This window comes from Eisenbergiella massiliensis (genome assembly GCF_003435485.1).
In genome coordinates, this window is record NZ_QVLV01000007.1 from 157,728 (window position 1) to 177,409 (window position 19,682).

Annotated in this window: 16 protein-coding genes and 1 CRISPR repeat array; of the genes, 3 read left to right on the plus strand and 13 right to left on the minus strand. The window is 49.5% G+C overall.

Annotated features, from left to right (window positions below):
• The 8 genes from rpoD to DXC51_RS12180 form a co-directional block, all read right to left on the minus strand.
• Nucleotides 1–1,194 (minus strand): RNA polymerase sigma factor RpoD, encoded by a 1,194-nt coding sequence (gene rpoD, locus DXC51_RS12145; RefSeq protein WP_025491372.1) that lies wholly within the window; start codon nt 1,192–1,194, stop codon nt 1–3.
• Between the two features lie 40 nt (nt 1,195–1,234).
• Entirely contained in the window at nt 1,235–3,007 is a 1,773-nt protein-coding gene (dnaG, locus tag DXC51_RS12150) for a DNA primase (protein ID WP_025491371.1), read from the minus strand.
• Nucleotides 3,008–3,065: 58 nt separating this feature from the next.
• Nucleotides 3,066–4,076: a deoxyguanosinetriphosphate triphosphohydrolase gene (locus DXC51_RS12155; RefSeq protein WP_021639827.1), complete on the minus strand. Its 1,011-nt coding sequence runs from the start codon at nt 4,074–4,076 to the stop codon at nt 3,066–3,068.
• Between the two features lie 241 nt (nt 4,077–4,317).
• A complete protein-coding gene (locus tag DXC51_RS12160; protein ID WP_044916467.1) occupies nt 4,318–5,523 on the minus strand; it encodes an MFS transporter in 1,206 nt (401 codons plus the stop codon).
• Between the two features lie 324 nt (nt 5,524–5,847).
• Entirely contained in the window at nt 5,848–6,879 is a 1,032-nt protein-coding gene (locus DXC51_RS12165) for a helix-turn-helix transcriptional regulator (RefSeq protein WP_025491369.1), read from the minus strand.
• 4 nt (nt 6,880–6,883) lie between these two features.
• Nucleotides 6,884–7,393: an NAD(+) diphosphatase gene (locus tag DXC51_RS12170; RefSeq protein ID WP_021639823.1), complete on the minus strand. Its 510-nt coding sequence runs from the start codon at nt 7,391–7,393 to the stop codon at nt 6,884–6,886.
• 133 nt (nt 7,394–7,526) lie between these two features.
• On the minus strand, nt 7,527–8,624 hold the full coding sequence (locus DXC51_RS12175) for a DUF4179 domain-containing protein (protein ID WP_025491368.1): 1,098 nt from the start codon (nt 8,622–8,624) through the stop codon (nt 7,527–7,529).
• 11 nt (nt 8,625–8,635) lie between these two features.
• A complete protein-coding gene (locus tag DXC51_RS12180; protein ID WP_025491367.1) occupies nt 8,636–9,184 on the minus strand; it encodes a sigma-70 family RNA polymerase sigma factor in 549 nt (182 codons plus the stop codon).
• A 423-nt stretch (nt 9,185–9,607) separates the two neighbouring features.
• On the opposite strand from DXC51_RS12180, the gene DXC51_RS12185 reads away from it, so the two are divergent.
• Together DXC51_RS12185 and DXC51_RS12190 are read left to right on the plus strand one after the other, a co-directional pair.
• On the plus strand, nt 9,608–10,417 hold the full coding sequence (locus DXC51_RS12185; RefSeq protein ID WP_025491366.1) for a LytTR family transcriptional regulator: 810 nt from the start codon (nt 9,608–9,610) through the stop codon (nt 10,415–10,417).
• Between the two features lie 73 nt (nt 10,418–10,490).
• Entirely contained in the window at nt 10,491–11,144 is a 654-nt protein-coding gene (locus tag DXC51_RS12190; RefSeq protein WP_025491365.1) for a hypothetical protein, read from the plus strand.
• An 87-nt stretch (nt 11,145–11,231) separates the two neighbouring features.
• Here the strand turns inward: DXC51_RS12190 and DXC51_RS12195 are convergent, their stop codons facing one another.
• The 4 genes from DXC51_RS12195 to DXC51_RS12210 all read right to left on the minus strand — a co-directional run bounded on the left by DXC51_RS12195 (nt 11,232) and on the right by DXC51_RS12210 (nt 17,476).
• Nucleotides 11,232–11,984, minus strand: coding sequence for a helix-turn-helix domain-containing protein (locus tag DXC51_RS12195; protein WP_025491364.1), 753 nt, complete (start codon nt 11,982–11,984; stop codon nt 11,232–11,234).
• A 196-nt stretch (nt 11,985–12,180) separates the two neighbouring features.
• Nucleotides 12,181–13,064: a CRISPR direct-repeat array (repeat unit 32 nt; unit sequence ATTTCAATCCACGAGGCCACATAAGCCTCGAC).
• Between the two features lie 273 nt (nt 13,065–13,337).
• Nucleotides 13,338–14,060: a class I SAM-dependent methyltransferase gene (locus DXC51_RS12200; RefSeq protein WP_025491363.1), complete on the minus strand. Its 723-nt coding sequence runs from the start codon at nt 14,058–14,060 to the stop codon at nt 13,338–13,340.
• A gap of 270 nt (nt 14,061–14,330) precedes the next feature.
• Complete coding sequence (locus DXC51_RS12205; RefSeq protein WP_025491362.1) at nt 14,331–15,206, minus strand: NAD-dependent epimerase/dehydratase family protein; 876 nt, start codon at nt 15,204–15,206, stop codon at nt 14,331–14,333.
• Nucleotides 15,203–17,476, minus strand: a complete 2,274-nt coding sequence (locus DXC51_RS12210) for a bifunctional diguanylate cyclase/phosphodiesterase (RefSeq protein ID WP_243003187.1) — start codon at nt 17,474–17,476, stop codon at nt 15,203–15,205. The genes DXC51_RS12205 and DXC51_RS12210 overlap by 4 nt, the downstream gene beginning before the upstream one ends.
• 179 nt (nt 17,477–17,655) lie before the next feature.
• Between DXC51_RS12210 and DXC51_RS12215 the strand changes: the two genes are divergently transcribed.
• Entirely contained in the window at nt 17,656–19,143 is a 1,488-nt protein-coding gene (locus DXC51_RS12215; protein WP_181970098.1) for a GntR family transcriptional regulator, read from the plus strand.
• A gap of 49 nt (nt 19,144–19,192) precedes the next feature.
• Here DXC51_RS12215 and DXC51_RS12220 read toward each other — a convergent pair whose 3' ends face one another.
• Nucleotides 19,193–19,648, minus strand: a complete 456-nt coding sequence (locus tag DXC51_RS12220) for a GNAT family N-acetyltransferase (RefSeq protein WP_025491360.1) — start codon at nt 19,646–19,648, stop codon at nt 19,193–19,195.
• Nucleotides 19,649–19,682 lie beyond the last annotated feature (34 nt).

Below are 19,682 nucleotides of genomic sequence, written 5' to 3' on the forward strand. Positions count from 1 at the left end.
TTAATCCAGATAATCCTTCAGCTTGCGGCTGCGGCTGGGATGGCGGAGCTTGCGCAGCGCCTTGGCTTCAATCTGGCGGATACGCTCACGGGTTACGTTGAACTCCTTGCCTACCTCTTCCAGCGTCCTTGCACGGCCGTCGTCCAGGCCGAAACGCAGGCGCAGCACCTTCTGCTCTCTTTCCGTCAGGGTGCCCAGGACCTCATTCAGCTGTTCCTTCAGCAGGGAGAATGCTGCCGCATCCGCCGGTACCGGCACATTATCATCCTGGATGAAATCGCCCAGGTGGCTGTCTTCCTCCTCACCGATAGGGGTTTCCAGGGATACAGGCTCCTGGGAAATCTTGAGGATTTCACGCACTCTCTCCACCGGCATGCTCATTTCTTCAGCAATTTCCTCCGGAGTAGGTTCACGCCCCAGTTCCTGCAGCAGCTGTCTGCTCACGCGGATCAGCTTGTTGATCGTCTCTACCATATGGACCGGGATACGGATGGTTCTCGCCTGATCCGCAATGGCTCTTGTGATCGCCTGGCGGATCCACCAGGTAGCATAGGTGGAGAATTTATAACCCTTAGTATAATCGAATTTTTCCACAGCCTTAATCAGACCCAGATTTCCTTCCTGGATCAGATCCAGGAACAGCATGCCCCTTCCCACATATCTCTTGGCAATGCTGACCACCAGACGCAGGTTTGCTTCCGCCAGACGCTTTTTGGCTTCCTCATCCCCCACTTCCATCCTCTGGGCCAGGTCGATTTCCTCCTCCGCGGAAAGCAGGGGCACCTTGCCGATTTCCTTCAGGTACATACGCACCGGATCTTCAATGCTGATGCCATCGGGAACGGAGAGGTCGATACTCTCCATATCCACTTCTTCCTCTTCGGACAGGATAATTTCCTCATCGGGAATATCGTCATCATCCTCGGTGATACGCAGTACATCCACGTTGCTCTGCTCCAGCAGCTCCAGCAGCTTGTCAAACTGATCCTCATTCAGCTGCAGATCCGCAAAGTAATCGCTGATCTCCTGGTATTCCAGAATATTTTTTTTCTTTCTGGCAACGCCGATAAGTCCTCTTACTCTTTCCAGAAACTTCGCTTCCGCGGCCGCTCTTTCTTCCGGGGTCATTTCCGCTTCGTTCTGATTTGTTGTTTTTTTCGTCTCATCAGCTTTTTCCTGTGTCTTTTTGCCCATTCTTAGTCCATCCTTCCTGCGCATGTTAATATTGTTATCCTTAATTCAGGGAAATATGCGTTTTGCTAAGTTCTTCCAATGCCTTTTTTCCTTCAATGACGCGGTTTAATGCCTCCACATCAGTTCCCAGACGGCTCGTATTATATTCATAGCTGATTCTTTTTACAGAAACCAGGATATCGTGAAATGCTTTTTCTTTTTCCTGTATTGTCTCCGGTTCCATCAGCCTTGTGTTAAAAAGTGACGCCACCTCTCTCTGCTCCTCCTCATCGGGGAACAGGCTTATGATGGATGCCGCGTTGATTTCGCCCTTTTCAAGCCCTGCGAACAGCCTTTCGGCCACCCGCACATAAAGCTCTTCCGTAAAGTCCTCAGGTCCGATAAACCGCTCGATTTTTTTATATAACTGCGGTTCCTCCACCAGCCAGGTAAGCAGAAGCCTCTGGGTCTTTTTGCTGTTTTCCTCCGGGGTGGTTTTTTTATGGATTCCCGATTTGGGCCGTTCCACGGGTTTGGCAAGCCCTGTCTGGGCTGCAATGCTGCCCACCAGCTTCCTCAGGTTTTCGAAGCCGATATGGTATTTCTCCGCCACCGCTTCGATATAATTCTCCCGCTCCACCTCTTCGGAAAAATCACACAGCTTTCTGGCGATTTCCCTGTGGAACCTGGTCTTGTCCTCCGGATCAGAAAGGTTGTACTCCTTCTCCAGCATCCTGATCTCAAAAAGAAAGCTGTTTTCCGCGTGGTCGATGCGTTCCTGGAACGCTTCCTTCCCCAGATTTTTCATGAATTCATCCGGATCCTTGTACGGCTCCAGACTGATAATCTTCCCGGTAAGCCCCGCCTCCTTCAGTATGCCGATGGCCCGCAGCGCCGCTTTCACGCCCGCGCCGTCGCTGTCGTAGGAAAGCAGAACCTCCTTCGTATACCGCTTCAGCAGACTGGCCTGTCCCAGTGTAAACGCGGTGCCAAGAGACGCCACCGCCTGATCAAAGCCCGCCTGATGCATGGAAATAACGTCCATATAGCCCTCGCAGAGAATGATATTCCCCTTACGCGAGGTCCTTGCAAAATTCAGGCCGTAAAGATTCCTGCTTTTGTCAAAGATCGGCGTTTCGGGCGAGTTTAAGTACTTCGGGGTTCCATCCCCCATCACCCTGCCGCCGAAGCCGATAACCCGGTGGTTGATATCCTCAATAGGAAAAATCACCCGGTTCCAGAACTTGTCGTACATGCCGTGTTTTTCATCCACGTTGCACAGCCCGGCCTCCTTTATCAGCTCCGGGGGATACCCCTTGCTGCGCAGATACTGTACCAGGTCATTGCTGGTCTTATTGGCAAAGCCCAGCCCGAATTTCTTTATCGTCTCATCTGAGAGCTGCCTGTCCCTCAGATACCTGTACCCTATTTCACCCTGTCTGGCGCGAAGCTGAAAATAAAAATATTTCGCCGCCTCCTTATTGATTTCCAGCAGCTTGCTCCGCTTGCTTTCCGCCTTCTTCGCCTCTTCGGAATATTCGATTTCCGGCAGATTCACGCCGGCGCGGTCCGCCAGCATTTTCACCGCCTCCGGAAACGTGTAATTCTCATATTCCTGGATAAAGGTATATACATTCCCGCCCGCGCCGCAGCCGAAGCAATAATACATCTGCTTGCCGGGCGAAACGGAAAAGGAAGGCGACTTCTCATTGTGGAATGGGCACAGGCCGAAATAATTGGCGCCCTTTTTCTGAAGGCGCACATAGCCTGAAATCACATCCACAATATCATTTTTCATCCTGACTTCTTCTATCAGTTCATCCGGATAATACATGCCTTCTCTCACCTCAATCTGTAAGGCTCCCGGTTCCATCAGAACCGGAATCCGTTGATTACTTCACCGTCCAGCACTTGGGAATATAGATTTCCTCATACTGTGCAATGGCGAAACGGTCCGTCATTGCCCCTATATAGTCACAGCAAATCCTTTCCTTTGCTTCTCCCCTCTCCATCAAAACCAGCAGTTCGCCGGATATTTTATCAATATGATGGAGATAATAATCGTAGAGCGTTTCCACCAGCAGCTCGGCCTTGCCTTCCTCGCTTTTGGCCTGCTGGTTCGTGTAAACCCTCTCAAACATAAATGAACGCAGTTTTTTCATAGCGTCCTCCACCGGAGGGGACATGCATATGTCGTTCTTTCCGAAGCTGTTGGTCACAATATCATGGATAAAATGATCCAGCCGCTCGCCCGTGGTCCTGCCCGCCACCTCCTGCACCTGCTTCGGAATATCCTCCTCCCTCAGGATACCCGCCCGTATGGCGTCGTCGCAGTCATGGTGGATATAGGCGATTTTATCAGACAATCTGACGATTTTCCCTTCCAGCGTAGCCGGATTGCCTTTGGTCTGATGATTACGGATGCCGTCCCTGACCTCAAAGGTGAGATTCAGCCCCTGGCCGTCCTTCTCCAGGATATCCACGCAGCGCACGCTCTGTTCGCTGTGCTCAAAGCCATAGGGACAGACTTTGTCCAGCGCACGCTCTCCCGCATGGCCGAAGGGCGTGTGCCCCAAATCATGGCCCAGTGCAATAGCTTCCACCAGATCCTCGTTCAGCCTCAGCGCCTTGGCAATCGTCCTTGCATTCTGGGACACCTCCAGGGTATGGGTCAGCCTCGTCCTGTAATGATCTCCTTGCGGAGCGAGAAAGACCTGGGTCTTGTCCTTCAGTCTTCGGAAGGCTTTACAGTGCAGGATCCTGTCACGGTCCCGCTGGAACACGGGCCTGATATCACAGGGCTCCTCATCCCTCAGCCTTCCCAGGGAATTCTTGCTCAGAGAAGCATAGGGGCTTAAATAAACCTCCTCCCACTTCTCCAGATTCTCCCGAATTGTTGTCATCCGTCACCTTTCCGCCATACGGCAGCCACGAATATATGGCATTATAATGCCTGTTTCCGACACAGTACGTCAATCAAAAATATGCTCACTATCTTTATATTCTGCGCCGATTCCCGGAATCCTTTTATTTTTTTCAAAAAAATTATTTTTTGATGGCAAAAAAGGAAGAGAAGCGCTGGCCTGGCTCTCTTTTTATTCTGCGGGAACGCGAAATCAGACCGGACACTCTCCTTTTATCCTCTTATTTATGCCTGTGTGAATCCCGGTAAAACAATACTGTCATCACCAGCTGCAGCGCTCCCAGCAAAAGGAAGGTGCCAGACAGCCCAATCCGCTCCGCCGCCGCGCCTGCTGCCGGAAACAGCAGTATCATAATAACGGAAAACAGCATACTGCCCACAGAAATCAGCGTTGCCCTCTGGCCTGATGGGATCAGCCGGTTCAGGGAAATGGACTGTATCGGATACAGCAGGGCGTTGGAAAAGCATGCTGCCACAAACAAAACCACGGACACGGGCAGCCTGTGCAGGAAGAACCCGGCAAGCCCCGCCGCAATCACCAGCGCAGCCGCATACTGTGTCCTTTCCCCGGCTTTCCCGTATACCTTTTCACTGGCCAGCGCGCCAAGGCAGGAGGCCAGGCCGCCCAACAGCATGATCACGCTGATTTCCACCTTATTTAGTCCCATATCATAAAAATACTGCTGGCTGTAGAAAAACAGTACGGTATAAAAAGCAAAAACCATCTCAAAATACAGCATTATCCTGCGTATTTCCCTGTTTTCCGCCAGAATGCGGAAGCTTGTGACAAAATGCTGCTTTATCATGCCGCCGCTTTTTCTTATTTCCTGCGTTATTTCCGGCTCCTTCATCAGCACAGCCGGCAGCAAGGCCAGCAGGGCGATTATAACAGATGCGCCATAGCACCAGACATAGGATCTTTCTGCCAGGATACCGCCCGCCACCGTGGCAATGGACTGTGAGATTTCAATGAGCAGATTGATTCTGCCGTTCACCTTCAGGTACTCCGGCTCCCGCCCGCACTGCTTCATGCTGTCATAAACCAGAGCTTCCTCCGAACCGGAATTCAGGTTATTTCCCAGTGCCTGAATGACAAAGGACAGGGCAAAGCCCCAGAATTTACCTGAAAGCAGCATCAGGATACAGGAAATGGCCGTGCACAGCCGTCCCCAGACCACAGTCCTCTTGCGCCCCAGCAAATCCGCCGCCGCGCCGGAGGGAATTTCACAAATCATGCTTGTGATGTGGTACACTCCCTCCAGTATGCCTATCTGCCACAGGTTCATCCCCTTAAAGGCCAGATACAGCACCCAGACCGAGGTGGACATGTCAAGATTCTTAAGAAAGGTAAAAATATAATCCAAAGGGATATTTCTGTAAATATTCCAGCGTTCTGTATGCTTCTTCCCAGATTTATTACTGTTCATTTTCGTAACTCCTTTTTTATGGCAGCCATCGGTCCAATCCGAATCCGGACTGCTCTTTTTACTTAAAAACAGGCGCAAAAAAACCAGGAGCATGCTTCCACATGATTCCCGGTTCATATCGGAGTTACTGCTTAAACGGAACCGCCAGACGCAACAGTCCCTTAACTACAGACAGGCCCTGCCACAGTCTCTGTGTATGTCCGTTTCCCTGAAAAAGGGCGCAGTATCCCCGTAAAGCAAAAATAATCCTGCTTTCGTCCGACCGCTGCTGCTGTAAACCGGCACATATCCCAAACTGAACATGTCTGTCTCCTTCCTGAATAATTATGGTTCTAACTTATCACATACGTTCCCGGATGTCAAACTTGTTTCTTCCGGCTTTGTTTTCTCCGTCCCTGTTCCTTCCGGCTTTTCGGGATATTCCGTAACAGCCCGGTTATCCTCAACGTTACAATAGTTCTGAAGAATCCGGGCGGCCTCTCTTTTGATTTCCTCACGCAGCCGCTCCGGCGCAAGCACCTCCACGCTGCTGCCGAAGCTGAGCACCCATTCCAGCAAAACAGGATAGTTGGTAAAGCCCAGATTTTCCACCAAAAGTGTGCCGTCCTCCTGCTCCGTAAAGCTGGATGGTCCGTATTCCTCAATAAGACGGAACTTCACCTTCCCTGAAAATCTGGCCCGCAGCATGATTTCATCGGAAAACCAGTATTCGCTGTCCAGCTTTTCCTCCGGTACTTCCCGCGGCGCAAAGGCTTCCTCTTTTCCCGCAAGCTCCCACAGACGGTTCAGCTTGAACATGCGGAAATCCTCCCTCTGCCTGCAGTAGCCCAGCAGATACCAGGAAGACCACTGAAAAGCCACCCGGTAAGGCTCCACCAGACGGCGGCCCGTCCCTTTTCTGTAATAATAGGTAAATTCCACCAGCCTGCGCTCCTGGATTGCAGCCTTCAGGACCGCAATTTTTTCCGAAAGACTGTCCCTGTAATGGGAGGCCAGATTGATGGTTACCGCTTCTGCCGCAGCAGGCATATTTCCCTGCACGATGTGGAATTTCTCCTTCAGGCGCTCCTCCATGGGGTTTTTCATCACGCTGTCCATGCCGCGGATTCCTGCCAGCAGCGCTTCTCTCTCCTTTGCGGTTAAAAAGGAATTATCCATTTTAAAGCCCGGGGCCAGGGAAATCCCGCCGCCGAAGCCCTGTTCCGTAACGATTGGGATCCCCGCCTGGCACAGCGCCTCCAGATCCCTGCTGATGGTCCTCCTGGAAACCTCCAGCTTTTCAGAAAGCATTGGCGCTGTTACTTTATCCTGCTGCAGCAGGATGGTGAGAATGGCCATAAGCCGGTCTATTTTCATCCGGTCAATCCTTTCTATTCTTCTGTTCGTTCAGATAATATTCCACCAGCGTATGGGATACGCTTCCGGCCGGATGCACCATTTTGAGAGCCTGGGAAACAGGCACCCACACGGCCTCGTCTACTTCCCCGGACAGAACCAGCTCCCGCTTTTTCGCTTCTGCGATGAAGCCTATCATGAGCATGTCTTTCTTACCGAACCAATAGGTTCCCGTCATCCGAAGCCGTTCCACCGGAACGCCGATTTCCTCCTCTACCTCGCGCATAGCTGTGGTCTCCGCATTTTCACCGGGCTTCATGTAGCCGGAAACAAGATTATAATAGGTATCCGATATATATCCCTGGCGGAGCAGGGCCGCTTCGCCGTACTCGTTTACCACCAGCGCAATGATACAGGTGGAAAACATGTCAAACAGCGGCTTTTTGCAGCGGGTACAATAGGGCACCAGCCCTTCATCCCCGATTTCTTTTGGCGTCAGTGCGGTTCCACAGTCAGGGCAGTAGGTAAATTTCATAATATTTTTCCTTTCCAGAATAAAATGCAGGCAGCGCCGTTTTTCAGCGTCCGGCGCTGCCTGCGTGCTTTAGTAATTATAGCACTGGTTTTCCTGTAATGGAATTATATTTCTCAACTATTGTATTTCGCAGTTATTCGGCAGCTTCGGGCATTTGTCCGAAATCCACAAGGAAGCTTTCTCCAAGCTGCCGGAAATCATTGCTCATTTTTCCGCTCTGCTCAGGCATAGCGACCACATAGAACGTCATTTCCACCTGTCCCGCCGCTTCCGGCAGCATATCTCCCAAAAGGCGCATATACCCCTTTCTTGTGCTTCCGCCGCCGAAATAATTCATGTAGAAAGGATATTCCTTTCCGCTTTCATCCCTCGCAATCACCTTCATATCATACCGGGAGGCGTCTTTATCATCCGCCGAAAAATTAATCCGCTGCTCCAGGTCATTGCTTGTGAACTCATCCAATGTGACAGTTACGCCATTGGGAAGGGTAAACGTCCGGTTTAAAGCGATATGCCGTGTATCCTTCATCAGGGCGGAGGCGTCCGCTGTAAAAGAAAAATCCCATTTGCCCTTGATATTTTCCCATATATCCAGCTGACGGAATGAGATATCTATGGCTGTTTTTCCCACCAAATCAACGTTTTCACAGTTATAGCACATTTCTATGCCGACAATTGTCTGTTCCTCATCCAGATATTTTAAGCCTCCTCCGCCGCCCGCAAGCACACGTCTGCCGTTAACCTTTATGGAGGCAATGGGAGAAATTGCGCTGATGTCAAGCGGCTGCCCGTCCTCTCTGCGCACCGTCACATTGACCCACACTTCCGACTCTGTCACCACAACCTCATGCAGGGTCACCGCATAGCCGCCATCCATGGCTGTGGTGTTGACCACCTCTTTATAGTCCGCCAGATCCTCCTGCAGCCCCAGCGCATTTCCGATTGTCCACTGCAGCTGCTCCAGCGCCGCATGAACCTCACTGCTTGATGCGGCGATTCCTATCACAATTACAGCTGATGCCGCACAGACTGCCATTTTTAAGGAACGTCCTCTTTTTATGGATTTATTCCGGCATTTTCCTCTTCCGGCCGCTTCACTTTCCCTGGTCCTCAGCCTCTTTTGGAAGGCCGCCTCATACTTTTCAACCTCTTTCCGGGAAAGCTCCTGTTCCTCCGTTTTAGAAAAATCCGTAACAATATCATTTGCCATATCATATATTTTTTTATTCATATGCCTTCTCCTCATCTGCCGCTGCTTTCCGCAAAACGCCGCATTTTCCGTTTTCCCCTGGATACCTTGTTGTATACAGCTTCCCGCGGAATCCCCATCTGTGCGCTGACGGTTTCCACGTCCTGCTCCTGCAGGAACAGCCTTGTAAAAACTTCTCTGTCCTTCGGCTTCAGGCAGGCTAACAGAGCCTTTGTTTCTTCGGAAAGCTCCTGTTCCACCAGCTGCCGCAGGTTTTCATCCTCTTCGGCCAGCTCCACCTCTTCCAGCGCTGTCTGGTCAGGCTGTTTGCCGTATTTGCGCAGGTAGTCGATGGCGTGGAATCTGGCCACGCCCGCCGCCCAGCTTTTGAAGCTGCTCCTTTCCGGATCATAAGAGCCGATATTATTCCATATGCCGAAAAAAATATCATTCATGCACTCGTCTATCCTGTCCGGCATACAGTACAGTCTTTTTCCCACAATGGAAGCAAGCAGCCCTCCGTACCGTTCCATCACATATCTGATTCCCTCTTCCCGGCGCTTTTTTATCAGGGAAATAAAATTATCTTCATTTGCTTTCATACACCACTCCATCACAAACCGGAAATAAAGTCTGCAGCCTCTCTCCGGTTTTCTCCTTTCACTTATTAATTCGGAGGGAGGAGGGCAGGATCTATCCGTTTATGAAATTTTTTTAATATGCCCTGCTGCTGGTTTCTCTGGCAAAAAGGCCGCCTGGGAGTCAGGCAGAAAGGCATCAGTATTGTATCACGGGCAGGCGGCTTCGTCTATGGAGTTGGCGGCTGCATGGCGCCACCGGCGGTAGTGAACAGCGACGGACGGAATACATGCTGCGGCGGCTGAAGTCCAAGTTCGATATAAATCATAACGGATGCGGGAATGTGTTTTCACTGTTTTTACTAATAGTGCTTGTTGTTTTTTCATTCAACTGTTATACTGTTATGGATGGGGAGATATGGAATATTAATGTAAAGGGAGGGGCATATGAGAAGAGCCGGCATTACGGAAGCGGAAATAATTCAGCTGACGCTGGAAAATGTCCGCAGCTTTTATCACAGGAACCCGGAAGTTACCACCGCGCCTATGGCGGATAATTTCATGTGGATTGGTTCCAATGATTTTCAATGGTGTGAAGGGCTGGAGAATTTCCGGAGAACTATGGAAAAAGAATATGAAGAACCGCCTGTGTTGATATCGGATGAAGAATACCACCTGCTTTTTCATGACCGCAATGTATGGGTGGTCTGCGGCCGTTACAGGATCACCTCGGTCATGGAGGACGGCACCGCCATACATGCCCATGTACGGGGCACCTATGTATGGCGCATGATCAACGGGGAACTGAAGCTCGCCCATGTCCACGGATCCCATGCCCAGGACATTCCTTTAAACCGCATTGTCACGATGCCGGAACCGCTTACCGCGGACATGGATTATTTTGATTATCTGAAGCGCATGGACTCTATTACTTCAGATGTAAACAAAATTGCCTTCCGGGATACGAATAAGAATTACCGGTATCTGTTTCCCTCGGACATTCTTTACCTGAAAGCCGCCGCCCAGTGGTCCATTGTACATACCAAAACGGAAACCTTTCAGGTGTGGGGCCTTCTGGCTGACTATGAAAAAAGCCTTCCATATTCTTTCCGGCGCATTCATAAAAGCTATCTGGTCAACAGCCTTTACGTTGACAGCATTCACCGGTATAAGGCAGTTTTGAGGGACGGCCAGGAGCTGCCCATCGGCAAAGAACGCTACATGGATCTGAAGCATTATCTGCAGCATGCGGTTTAAGGCTTCCCCTGCGGCGAAGGCCTGGGCGCTGTCAGTCCAATTATCTTTAAGGTTATGAAAGAGGCTTCCTGGAATGGATGAAAAAATAGAAGAAATTGCGAGCAAGGCAAGGGAAATCCTCAGGAAAATACCTTTTGCCGAAAAAGAACAGATTGATTTTCAGACGGTGGAGTATGGAGATCCTACAGTCACTTATGAGAGCTCCGGCTGTGGCTTCGTGCAGGTGGTAAATGAACGGGGGCAGGAAAGACGCAGCGTCATAGCCGGCAGCTTTGAGGAAATGGTAAACTATTTCGTAGACAGTGCGATTACAGACTATGCATACCGCTATGAGCTTGCCCACCGCCGCCGCTTTGAATCAAACCTCCGTCAGACGGATGAAGTCCGTGAGGCCTGTTATCATTATATTGATCCCGGGAAAAAATGTATCCGCAGGGATTATGACGATACGCCCCATATTTATCTGGATCTTTTTGCTGCCTATCGCAGTATCTGTTTAAAATACAGGGAGGAAAACGTTATTTCCTGTCAGTCGCTTAAGGATGACATTGATTATATTGCCGACCGGAAATATACGGATACTCCCGGCGGCGGTATGTACAGTCTGAAGGCTTCCATGGAAAAGGTGAGGGAGCGGACAGAACGAATCAGCGCAAACAGCAGCGAGCTTAGGGAGGCTTTTTGGCAGTATGAAAAATATTACCGGCTTCTGAAGGAAATGAAATGAATGCAAATGCAGGAATGGTTGAAGGAAGCTTCAAATCAGCAGGCCGGCATCGAATATCATTTATTCTATTTCCTGCCGGCCGGATAGTTATCTGTTTAAAATCTGCTGCAGCATATCCCGGCTGACAAACGGGGCAAGGGGAATGATATCCTGCATGTTTTTTATGTTATGTTGGCAGGCTATTACCATTTTATCCACAATATCCCTGTTCACAAAGGGGGCTATGCTCACTATATCTTCCAGGGTGAGATTTTGATCTGCAAAAAGCTGTGCTGCCTGGCTTGCCGTTTTCCTGCTGATAAAGGGTACTATGGAAACGAGCTCCTGTATTGATGTGAATTTTCCCAGATTTTCCTCTACCAGCTCATCCATCAGCTTCCTTTCAATAAAGGGTGCAATTAAAATGAGCATTTCCACCTGGGTCAAAAGCTCTTTGTGGTTACCAGCCATTTCCGTTATCATTTCTCTTCCTACGAATGGCGCAAGATAAATGATATCTTCAAAACTTTCTATTTTAATCTTATATTTTCTTACATCGGATGGTTTTACAATCCCCTCCAGTTCCTGTAATTCCTTTACACTGATTTCCTGCTCCTGAGGATGCATCAGCATTTCTACGCACTTCGCCTTGTCCTGATAATCCAGCAGTTCATCAACGGTTATGTGAAAGAGTTCTGCAAGTTCTGTCATTCTGGATATATCCGGCATAGTTTCATTTCTTTCCCAACTACTGACAGCCTGGAAGCTGATACCCATTTTCTCCGCAAGCTCCATCTGCGTCATATCGGCGGCAATCCTGTATTTCTTAATCTGTTTTCCAACTCGGGCTAAGTCAAACATTTCTTGTCCTCCTGGACTTTTTCCTTTGATTATACTGTTTTTCGGGTGGGCGTGAAAGCAAGAAGTGCTTGAAAGGGATGCAGGGATGGGTTCAAGCGGCGCTTGAAAGGAGGAAGATGGATAGCGGGTTAAAAGATTATTTGAGGTGGTATGATCCTTGACCTGTTGTGGCCTATGAATATGTCACAAAGCAACTATTTCAATCCATAAGGCCGTATAAGCCTCGACGCGACGGATCCGGTGGTCATGTAGGACACTGCTATTATTTCAATCCACGAGGCCGTATAAGCCTCGACTGGAGGCGTTGAGCGCCTGTGGGCGAAAGTTAAAATTTCAATCCACGAGGCCGTATAAGCCTCGACCGCGGATCCAATCGCTGAAGCTTGGGAGGATGGATTTCAATCCACGAGGCCGTATAAGCCTCGACGTTTATAATGGAGTCATTGAAGGTGATTATCTCATTTCAATCCACGAGGCCACATAAGCCTCGACGCTGTTCATCCGTCTTTATCTGATGAATAAAGAATTTCAATCCACGAGGCCACATAAGCCTCGACTTTGGCTGGTGTTTGACATAGAGGATGTGGTCTATTTCAATCCACGAGGCCACATAAGCCTCGACAGGAAATTATGAATATATCGTCATATCGAATGATTTCAATCCACGAGGCCACATAAGCCTCGACCCGTTACAGCAGCAGAAGAAACAGTGTGTATAACATTTCAATCCACGAGGCCACATAAGCCTCGACTTTCCATCTTCTCCGCTCCCGTGGAAGATTTCATATTTCAATCCACGAGGCCACATAAGCCTCGACTGTGGTAACGTGTTCGCGTATCGGGACTATTCTGATTTCAATCCACGAGGCCACATAAGCCTCGACCGTCAGAAAGTACACCAATAGACAGATTAATAGCATTTCAATCCACGAGGCCACATAAGCCTCGACTTTTTCCTTCCTGCGGCCGGCCGTTGAGTTTGAATTTCAATCCACGAGGCCACATAAGCCTCGACGGATTCTTTTGCTACATTATCAACTTTGAAAGTATTTCAATCCACGAGGCCACATAAGCCTCGACAGCAAAAACATACAACAAATATTTTCAAACCACTATCTCAACGACACTATTATACAACTTCTCTAAAAATTTATCACTATATAATTACAATATATTTACCAAACCCATTACTATTTACAAAAAACTGGTGCGAATCCCCCGGTAAATTCATGTGCACTTCCGATTCGCACCCCCCTCCCCTTCCTTACTGCCGCATCCTTTCTCTCCTCCTCGCTGCTTCTTTCAACCATCAGCCGTACACTTCTCATTCCTCGTTACACATTTTTCATCCCATCACAGAATTTCTTTTTCCGCTCTGATAAACACTGCCCAATCAATGCATTCAATCATCTCAACCCGGGAAAAACCTGCATTTTCCAACAATTCCATTTCATGCTCTGCCGTAAGCGGCGTATCAAAATGCACGAACACCTCCTCTCCGATCCCCTCTTTTTCCCGCTTCGAATCACACAGCTCCATCAGAAGTTTTTCCTCGTCCTCACAGCATGCAATATAGTCAGCCTCTATGAAAATCCCTCCATTTTTCAGCGTATCATATATTTTCCGGTACAGCTCCAGCTTCTTCTCCGGTTTAAAATGATGAAGGGATTCAAAGGAAACAGCCATATCATAAGCTTCCTTACCGAAATCATACCTGAAGTAATCCGCCCTGATCGTATGTACCTGCGGATGCTTGGCGGACAGCCTGCCCAGCATATCCTCCGACAGATCTATCCCCGTCACCTCCAGTTTCGGACGCTTCTGCAGGATTTCATCCAGTTCAAGGCCTGTACCGCAGCCCAAATCCAAAAGCTTCTCCACATGCTCCGGAACCAATGTCCCCATATATTTATATGCCCTGCTCCACAAAGACATATGTTCCTCATATCCGTCCAGACGCGCCCTGAAAAAAGCAGCCATTTCCTCCAGCCCGGTGTCCTTCACCTCTTCCGTCCAGCTCCGAAGCTGCTGCATATACTCTGCCGTATTTTCTCTGATTACAATTTTCTTTTCCATAAATAAAAAACCTCCCAAACCTTTTATCCGCTGTCCGTCCACCCGATATTTCCATCAAAAAGGAGGAGGAAATCCTCTCTCCCCCTCCTCACACCGCTTCAGCAATGCAACCTACGACAAAAGGATGACAACCCCAACCAGTCTTTTTCGTATGAAGATAACCCGGAACAGCTTTCCTTTTCCATCATACCTGCCGCCCCGCAAAAAAGACACCTCATCCTCTGTTCATAAAAAAACCGGCGGAAATCCACCTGCATTTATTTTCACATTTTATAACGCTTCCTTCTCCGCCCTCTCCACATACCAATCCAACAATCCATAAAGCCAGCTACCAAGCTCCCTGCAGGAACAGCCTGCCTCCCTGGCTTTTTCCGTATTCAGGCTGTAGCTGTCCGCCCCATTATAGGGAGCCTCTTCCCCGTCATCCTCAAGCCGGGGCACCGCGCCAGTCTTTTTTCCCACATATTCTAAAATTTCCCTTACGGAAACCGTTCCCCCGCAGCAGGCATTCACCGGCCCGGTTACATCCTTATCCGCAAGGGACGCCAGGAAACGCCCGGCATCCTCCGAGCCTATAAAGCTCATCTGGCTATCTGGATTATCCACATACATGGGAATCCCTTTTACGGCATGCCGCACATAAAAATACAGCCGTTCCGTGTAATCATCCTTCCCTATGACGAAGGGGAAACGAACCATAACCGCATTCTGCCGGGGATAATTATGCACCAATGCGCACTCCGCGCTTCTTTTCCCCTCATCATAGGTAACATCAGTTCTGTTGCACCAAAGCAGCGCCTTCTGCTCCGGCCGGAAAGCCGTTTCCTGTATATCCGGGCAAAGCTCATATACCGAAGCAGAAGACACCATGACGTACCTTCCGCACCGAATGGCATCCAACGCTGTTTTTACATCCATAGAGCAATATGCCAAATCATCATAAACCACATCAAACCAAACATCCCGGAACGCCTCTTTCATAGCGTTCCCATCGGTCCGCTCCACAATAATACGTTCCACCCTGCTGCCGAAGGGATCCGCCGTCTGCCCCCTTGTTGCAATTGTTACCTCATGTCCGTCCTCCAGCAAAGCATTCACCAGATGGACGCCGAAAAAACGCGTTCCCCCAAGAACCAGTATTTTCATTGGTTTCCTTCTCCTTCCTGCCTCTTTTCCAGCCATTCCCAGAACTCCTCCACAGGCAGGGGCCTGGAATAAAAATAGCCCTGCACCATATCGCAGCGGACACGTTTCAGGAACGCAATCTGTTCCTGTTTTTCAATTCCCTCCGCCACAATCTGCACTCCCAGCCGCCGTCCAAGCTCAGTCAGGCATATCAGCACATCCTCTGCTTTTGGTTGGGATATATCCAGGAAAAAACGTCTGTCCAGCTTGATTGTATCCACGTCAAACTCACGCAGTAGCCCCAGCGAAGAATAGCCGGAGCCAAAATCGTCCAGAGAGCACTTAAAACCCAGCCTGTGCATTCTGCGGATGCATTTTCCCACAAATTCAATCCCCTGATCATCAAAAAATATCGATTCCGTCAGCTCCAGCTCCAGAATCCCGTCCGGGATATGGTATTTGTCCGCAATCTCAGAAAACTGCCGCAGGAAATCCGGATCCTTGAAATGCTGCCGCGACAGATTCACTGAAACAGGAAAAATCGCTTTCCCCTCCTGCATCCGACGCGCCAAAAGCTCACATACCTTTTCAAAAATATAACGGTCCAGCTTACAAATACTCCCGTTTTTCTCTAATACGGGAATAAAATCCGAGGGAAAAATCATACCTCTCTGCGGATTCCTCCAGCGCACCAGCGCTTCAGCGCCTGCCGTTTTACCATCCGAAAGCCTGACCTTAGGCTGAAGATATACCAGAAACTCGCCCCTGTCAAGCGCTCCCTGGAACAATGCGGTCAATTCATGCTCCTGACGCAGGCTCTGCATGAATCTGTTGTCATAAAATACACATTCTCCCAGCGTGTGATCCTGCTGCCAAAGACAGGCTGTCTTGGCACGATCCTGGATGATCGTAATATCCATCTGCGGCTCCTCAACCACATATGCCCCCTGACGGAAGGCCAGACAATAAGCCGTGTCCGCCTCTCTTTTTTTATTAAAAGAATTGATATCCTCCGTTATCCCCTCAAGCCGCGCCCTGACAGCAGACTCCTTGCTTTCCCTCAGGCACAGGTAGTAGCTGTCCTCCTCCCCTCTGCCTGCCAGCTCTCCCTGAAAAATATTCCGTTCCAGCACACGCATGCAATACCGAAGCGTATCGTCCCCCGCCCTGCTTCCAAAGCTTTCATTAATCAGCTTAAAATTCCGAATGTTGAGAAATACCACAGTATACCGGTCCGGCGGCGCATTTTCCAGCAGCGCCATCAGCCTGAGCCTGAAAGCCATACTGCTCATCCCTCCCGTCACCGCGTCCACAAACGCAATTTTTTCCAGTTGTTTCCGGTTGTTTTTCTGAATATAAAGCAGACAAAGCAGGAAAAAAAGAAACAAGACGATTGTCCCTGCCACAATGCAGAAGGTCTGCATAATATATTTATCCGTCTCATAGGATATGAGATCCGCAGGGACAAGGGTGAGCAGGACCCACCCATAAGATTTCAGTGTGTTATAGGAAAGAACCAGCTGCGTCCCGTCAACTGCGACAAATGAAAAAACACCGTCGCAGCCTATCTTCATATTTTCCTGCATCTGATAAATTTTCTGCGCCGTTTCACCTTCCGACTCTTTTTTGAAAATATCATCCAGCTGCAGAAAAGGCTCCAGCTCCGTAGGAGAAATAATGACTTTCCCGCCCTCATCCGCAATACAGGTGAGCCCCTGGCCGCCGAAGCTTTCAGCCTGTATCATCCTCTGCATATTTTCTTTTTCCCGGGAACCGGCCAGCGCCCCGACCACCTTTTCGCCCTCATAGAGAGGAACAGAGCACACTATTGTCTGACCGTCCAGAAAGGAAACACCTCTTCTGCCTGCAAGGGAATCCCTGATTCCCGGCAGCTCCCGCAGATTTTCCACAGCTTCCGAAGTTGAAACCACTGTTCCGTCCATACCGATGACCGCCATGAAATCAAGATCCAGGATGGCTGATTTTCTCTGCAGATAATCCCTCACTGCCTCATTTCCCCGGTCTTGCATCCGTATCAGGCTGTCTCCAACCAATTCCAGTTCATCGCTGTTGTTTTTCAGCCGCCCATCAATATCTGCCGCCAGCTGCGCCGCCACATCCTTTACATAGGACTGCGTGCTTCTGTCCATTGCCGCATGTAATCCCACTGCGCTGCCCACAGTTGCTGCCGCAATTACCCCAATAAGAACAGCCAGTATCAAAAACTGAATTCCCGTTTTCCTTTTCATGACGTATGCCGCCGGCCCTCCGGCGTTTTTTTCGTTTTTCATCTAAATAAAAAACTCCTTTTTCTCCGTTACAACACAGGAACATGTCAAAATACGCCTATTTTTCTATATTTTAATAGCAAATGTAACCATCGGCAATAATGAATCTGTGTACGTTTACATATAGCTTGAGAAAAAACTTTATGGTATGCTATCAATATAACCATGTGCCAGGAGAAAACATGCAGGAGAAGAAAACTTTATTCTATTTTTTATATGACAGTTTAAAACAGCAGATTCTTTCCGGCTGCCGTCAGTACGGCAGCCCGCTTCCCTCCCTTAGTCGGCTGTGCGAGACCTATCATGTGGGGCGGCGCACGGCCAGGGATGTTCTGGATGCACTCCGCCATGAGGGCCTGATCCATACGGAGGAACGCAAAACCGCGGTCGTCATCTATCGCCAGCCGGATTCCCCGGAAGAAAATACCGCTCTGCGTTTCGTTCTGCAGCGGAAATCCTCCCTTATCGAGGTTTATGAAACAATGGAGCTGCTGATACCCGCCCTGCTCACCTTTTCCGCAGTTCACTGCTGTACAGGTGAGCCGCACAGCCTCAGGGATCTGGAGCACTACAGCCTTTTCCAAAAATATGCGAAAAAAAAGAAACCCAACGATGATCTGGGAATCCCTTCTGTTTTTTTCCATGATTTGCTGAAGGAAACCGGAAGCCTGCTTTTGAACGACCTTTATGCAAGTCTTGAGGTTTATACCCGGGTTCCCCTGATTCTGATGAAGGAACAGTTCCCCGCATACAAAATCAGTTCAAATGACTATAAAATCCTTTCATCGATCCCTTTAATCCTGGAGAGCGGCCGGCAGGAAGATGTCGCATCCGTCTTTCGGGAGCTTTACAGCCATGCCACGGTCCTTGTGCGCCTTTATCTGGACAGCCTTTCTTCCCGTTTTCCGGATATCCCCGATGATCCTAAAGCCGTCTATACCTGGCAGGCACAAATGGGACGCGATCATTTTTACATGCAGCTTGCCAGGGCGCTCATAGATAAAATCGGCACCGGAGCCTGTCCGCCCGGGACACGCCTCCCCTCCGAAGCCGCCCTGTCAAAAAGCTGCCGGGTGTCCCTTTCCACGGTACGCAAGGCGCTTTCCACGCTAAATGACCTGGGCTTTGCCCGTACGGAAAACGGAAAAGGCACCGTAATATGCCTTCAGGATAACGAAACCGCCTTTCAGTGCATAAAAAACCCTTCCTACCGCCGAGACACCTTACTATATTTAAGCGCCGCACAGTTCATGGCCATTGCCGTCCGCCCCGCGGCACGCCTCGCCTTCCCCCGGCTGAACCGGGAAGTGCAGGCACAGCTTGGCCGGGAAATTTCCCTGCCCGACAGCAACCCACTGGCCTGTATTTTCCGCTGTATCATGGATAACCTCACTCTGCGGCCGCTGAAAAGCATCCTGGCTGAAACGGATCAGCTCCTGCTTTGGGGATATTATTTCGCCTTTTTTGAAAAAGGAACCGAAAGCAGTACGCCGCTGCATCAGCTTGCCGCGGAGGCCTTTCACCTCCTGCAGCAGGACGACGCAGAGGGCTTTTCCAGACAGCTCTCCCTTTGCTACTGCCATATCCTGCAGTTTGTACGCGACTTCATGATAAGCGGTGGGCTGACGGAAGCGAAGAAAATTATGGTTCCCTATCCTGAGGAAGGGTAAAATATCGTTCCTATTCTGAGAAAGATCGATGCCAGTCCTTCCTTCCCAGCTAAACAGTGCGGACCATCACGAGGCAGGGATTCCATTCATCCCAGTAAAGCGGGAAGCATTCCAGCTTGCAGAAGCCCAGGCTTTCATAAAACATCCGGGTCCTGTCATACACCTCAAAGTAACCTGCCTCCACCGTTTTCACCTGGATAAACCGATAGCCCTTTTCCTTCGCATATTTATGGAATTCGTCAAAAAGCTGATGTCCGATTCCTTTTCTATGATATTCCTTAAGAATCCCCATCACACAAATTTCAGCCGTATAAGGCCCTGTTTCCTTCAATGCAATAAATCCAACCGGCTTACCGTCCTCAATCGCCGCCCAGTAGGGCAGTTCCCGGCTGAGCCTGATATATTCATCCCTGCTTTCCTTGATGCCGAACCACTCCGGCAGGCTGCATAAAACATTTTCCGTAATCTTTTCTTTTTCATCCGCTTCCGTAATTACCTTAATCATTATCCCGTCCCTCTTCCATTAACAGTCCAGACGG

Coding starts and splice junctions, on each gene's coding strand:
- DXC51_RS12195 (WP_025491364.1), bottom strand. CDS start 11,984: ATGTTTGACTTAGCCCGAGTTGGAAAACAGATTAAGAAATACAGGATT.
- DXC51_RS12205 (WP_025491362.1), bottom strand. CDS start 15,206: ATGAAAATACTGGTTCTTGGGGGAACGCGTTTTTTCGGCGTCCATCTG.
- DXC51_RS12200 (WP_025491363.1), bottom strand. CDS start 14,060: ATGGAAAAGAAAATTGTAATCAGAGAAAATACGGCAGAGTATATGCAG.
- DXC51_RS12180 (WP_025491367.1), bottom strand. CDS start 9,184: ATGAAAGCAAATGAAGATAATTTTATTTCCCTGATAAAAAAGCGCCGG.
- DXC51_RS12175 (WP_025491368.1), bottom strand. CDS start 8,624: ATGAATAAAAAAATATATGATATGGCAAATGATATTGTTACGGATTTT.
- DXC51_RS12210 (WP_243003187.1), bottom strand. CDS start 17,476: ATGAAAAACGAAAAAAACGCCGGAGGGCCGGCGGCATACGTCATGAAA.
- DXC51_RS12165 (WP_025491369.1), bottom strand. CDS start 6,879: ATGAAAATAGACCGGCTTATGGCCATTCTCACCATCCTGCTGCAGCAG.
- DXC51_RS12190 (WP_025491365.1), top strand. CDS start 10,491: ATGGATGAAAAAATAGAAGAAATTGCGAGCAAGGCAAGGGAAATCCTC.
- rpoD (WP_025491372.1), bottom strand. CDS start 1,194: ATGGGCAAAAAGACACAGGAAAAAGCTGATGAGACGAAAAAAACAACA.
- DXC51_RS12170 (WP_021639823.1), bottom strand. CDS start 7,393: ATGAAATTTACCTACTGCCCTGACTGTGGAACCGCACTGACGCCAAAA.
- dnaG (WP_025491371.1), bottom strand. CDS start 3,007: ATGTATTATCCGGATGAACTGATAGAAGAAGTCAGGATGAAAAATGAT.
- DXC51_RS12215 (WP_181970098.1), top strand. CDS start 17,656: ATGCAGGAGAAGAAAACTTTATTCTATTTTTTATATGACAGTTTAAAA.
- DXC51_RS12220 (WP_025491360.1), bottom strand. CDS start 19,648: ATGATTAAGGTAATTACGGAAGCGGATGAAAAAGAAAAGATTACGGAA.
- DXC51_RS12160 (WP_044916467.1), bottom strand. CDS start 5,523: ATGAACAGTAATAAATCTGGGAAGAAGCATACAGAACGCTGGAATATT.
- DXC51_RS12185 (WP_025491366.1), top strand. CDS start 9,608: ATGAGAAGAGCCGGCATTACGGAAGCGGAAATAATTCAGCTGACGCTG.
- DXC51_RS12155 (WP_021639827.1), bottom strand. CDS start 4,076: ATGACAACAATTCGGGAGAATCTGGAGAAGTGGGAGGAGGTTTATTTA.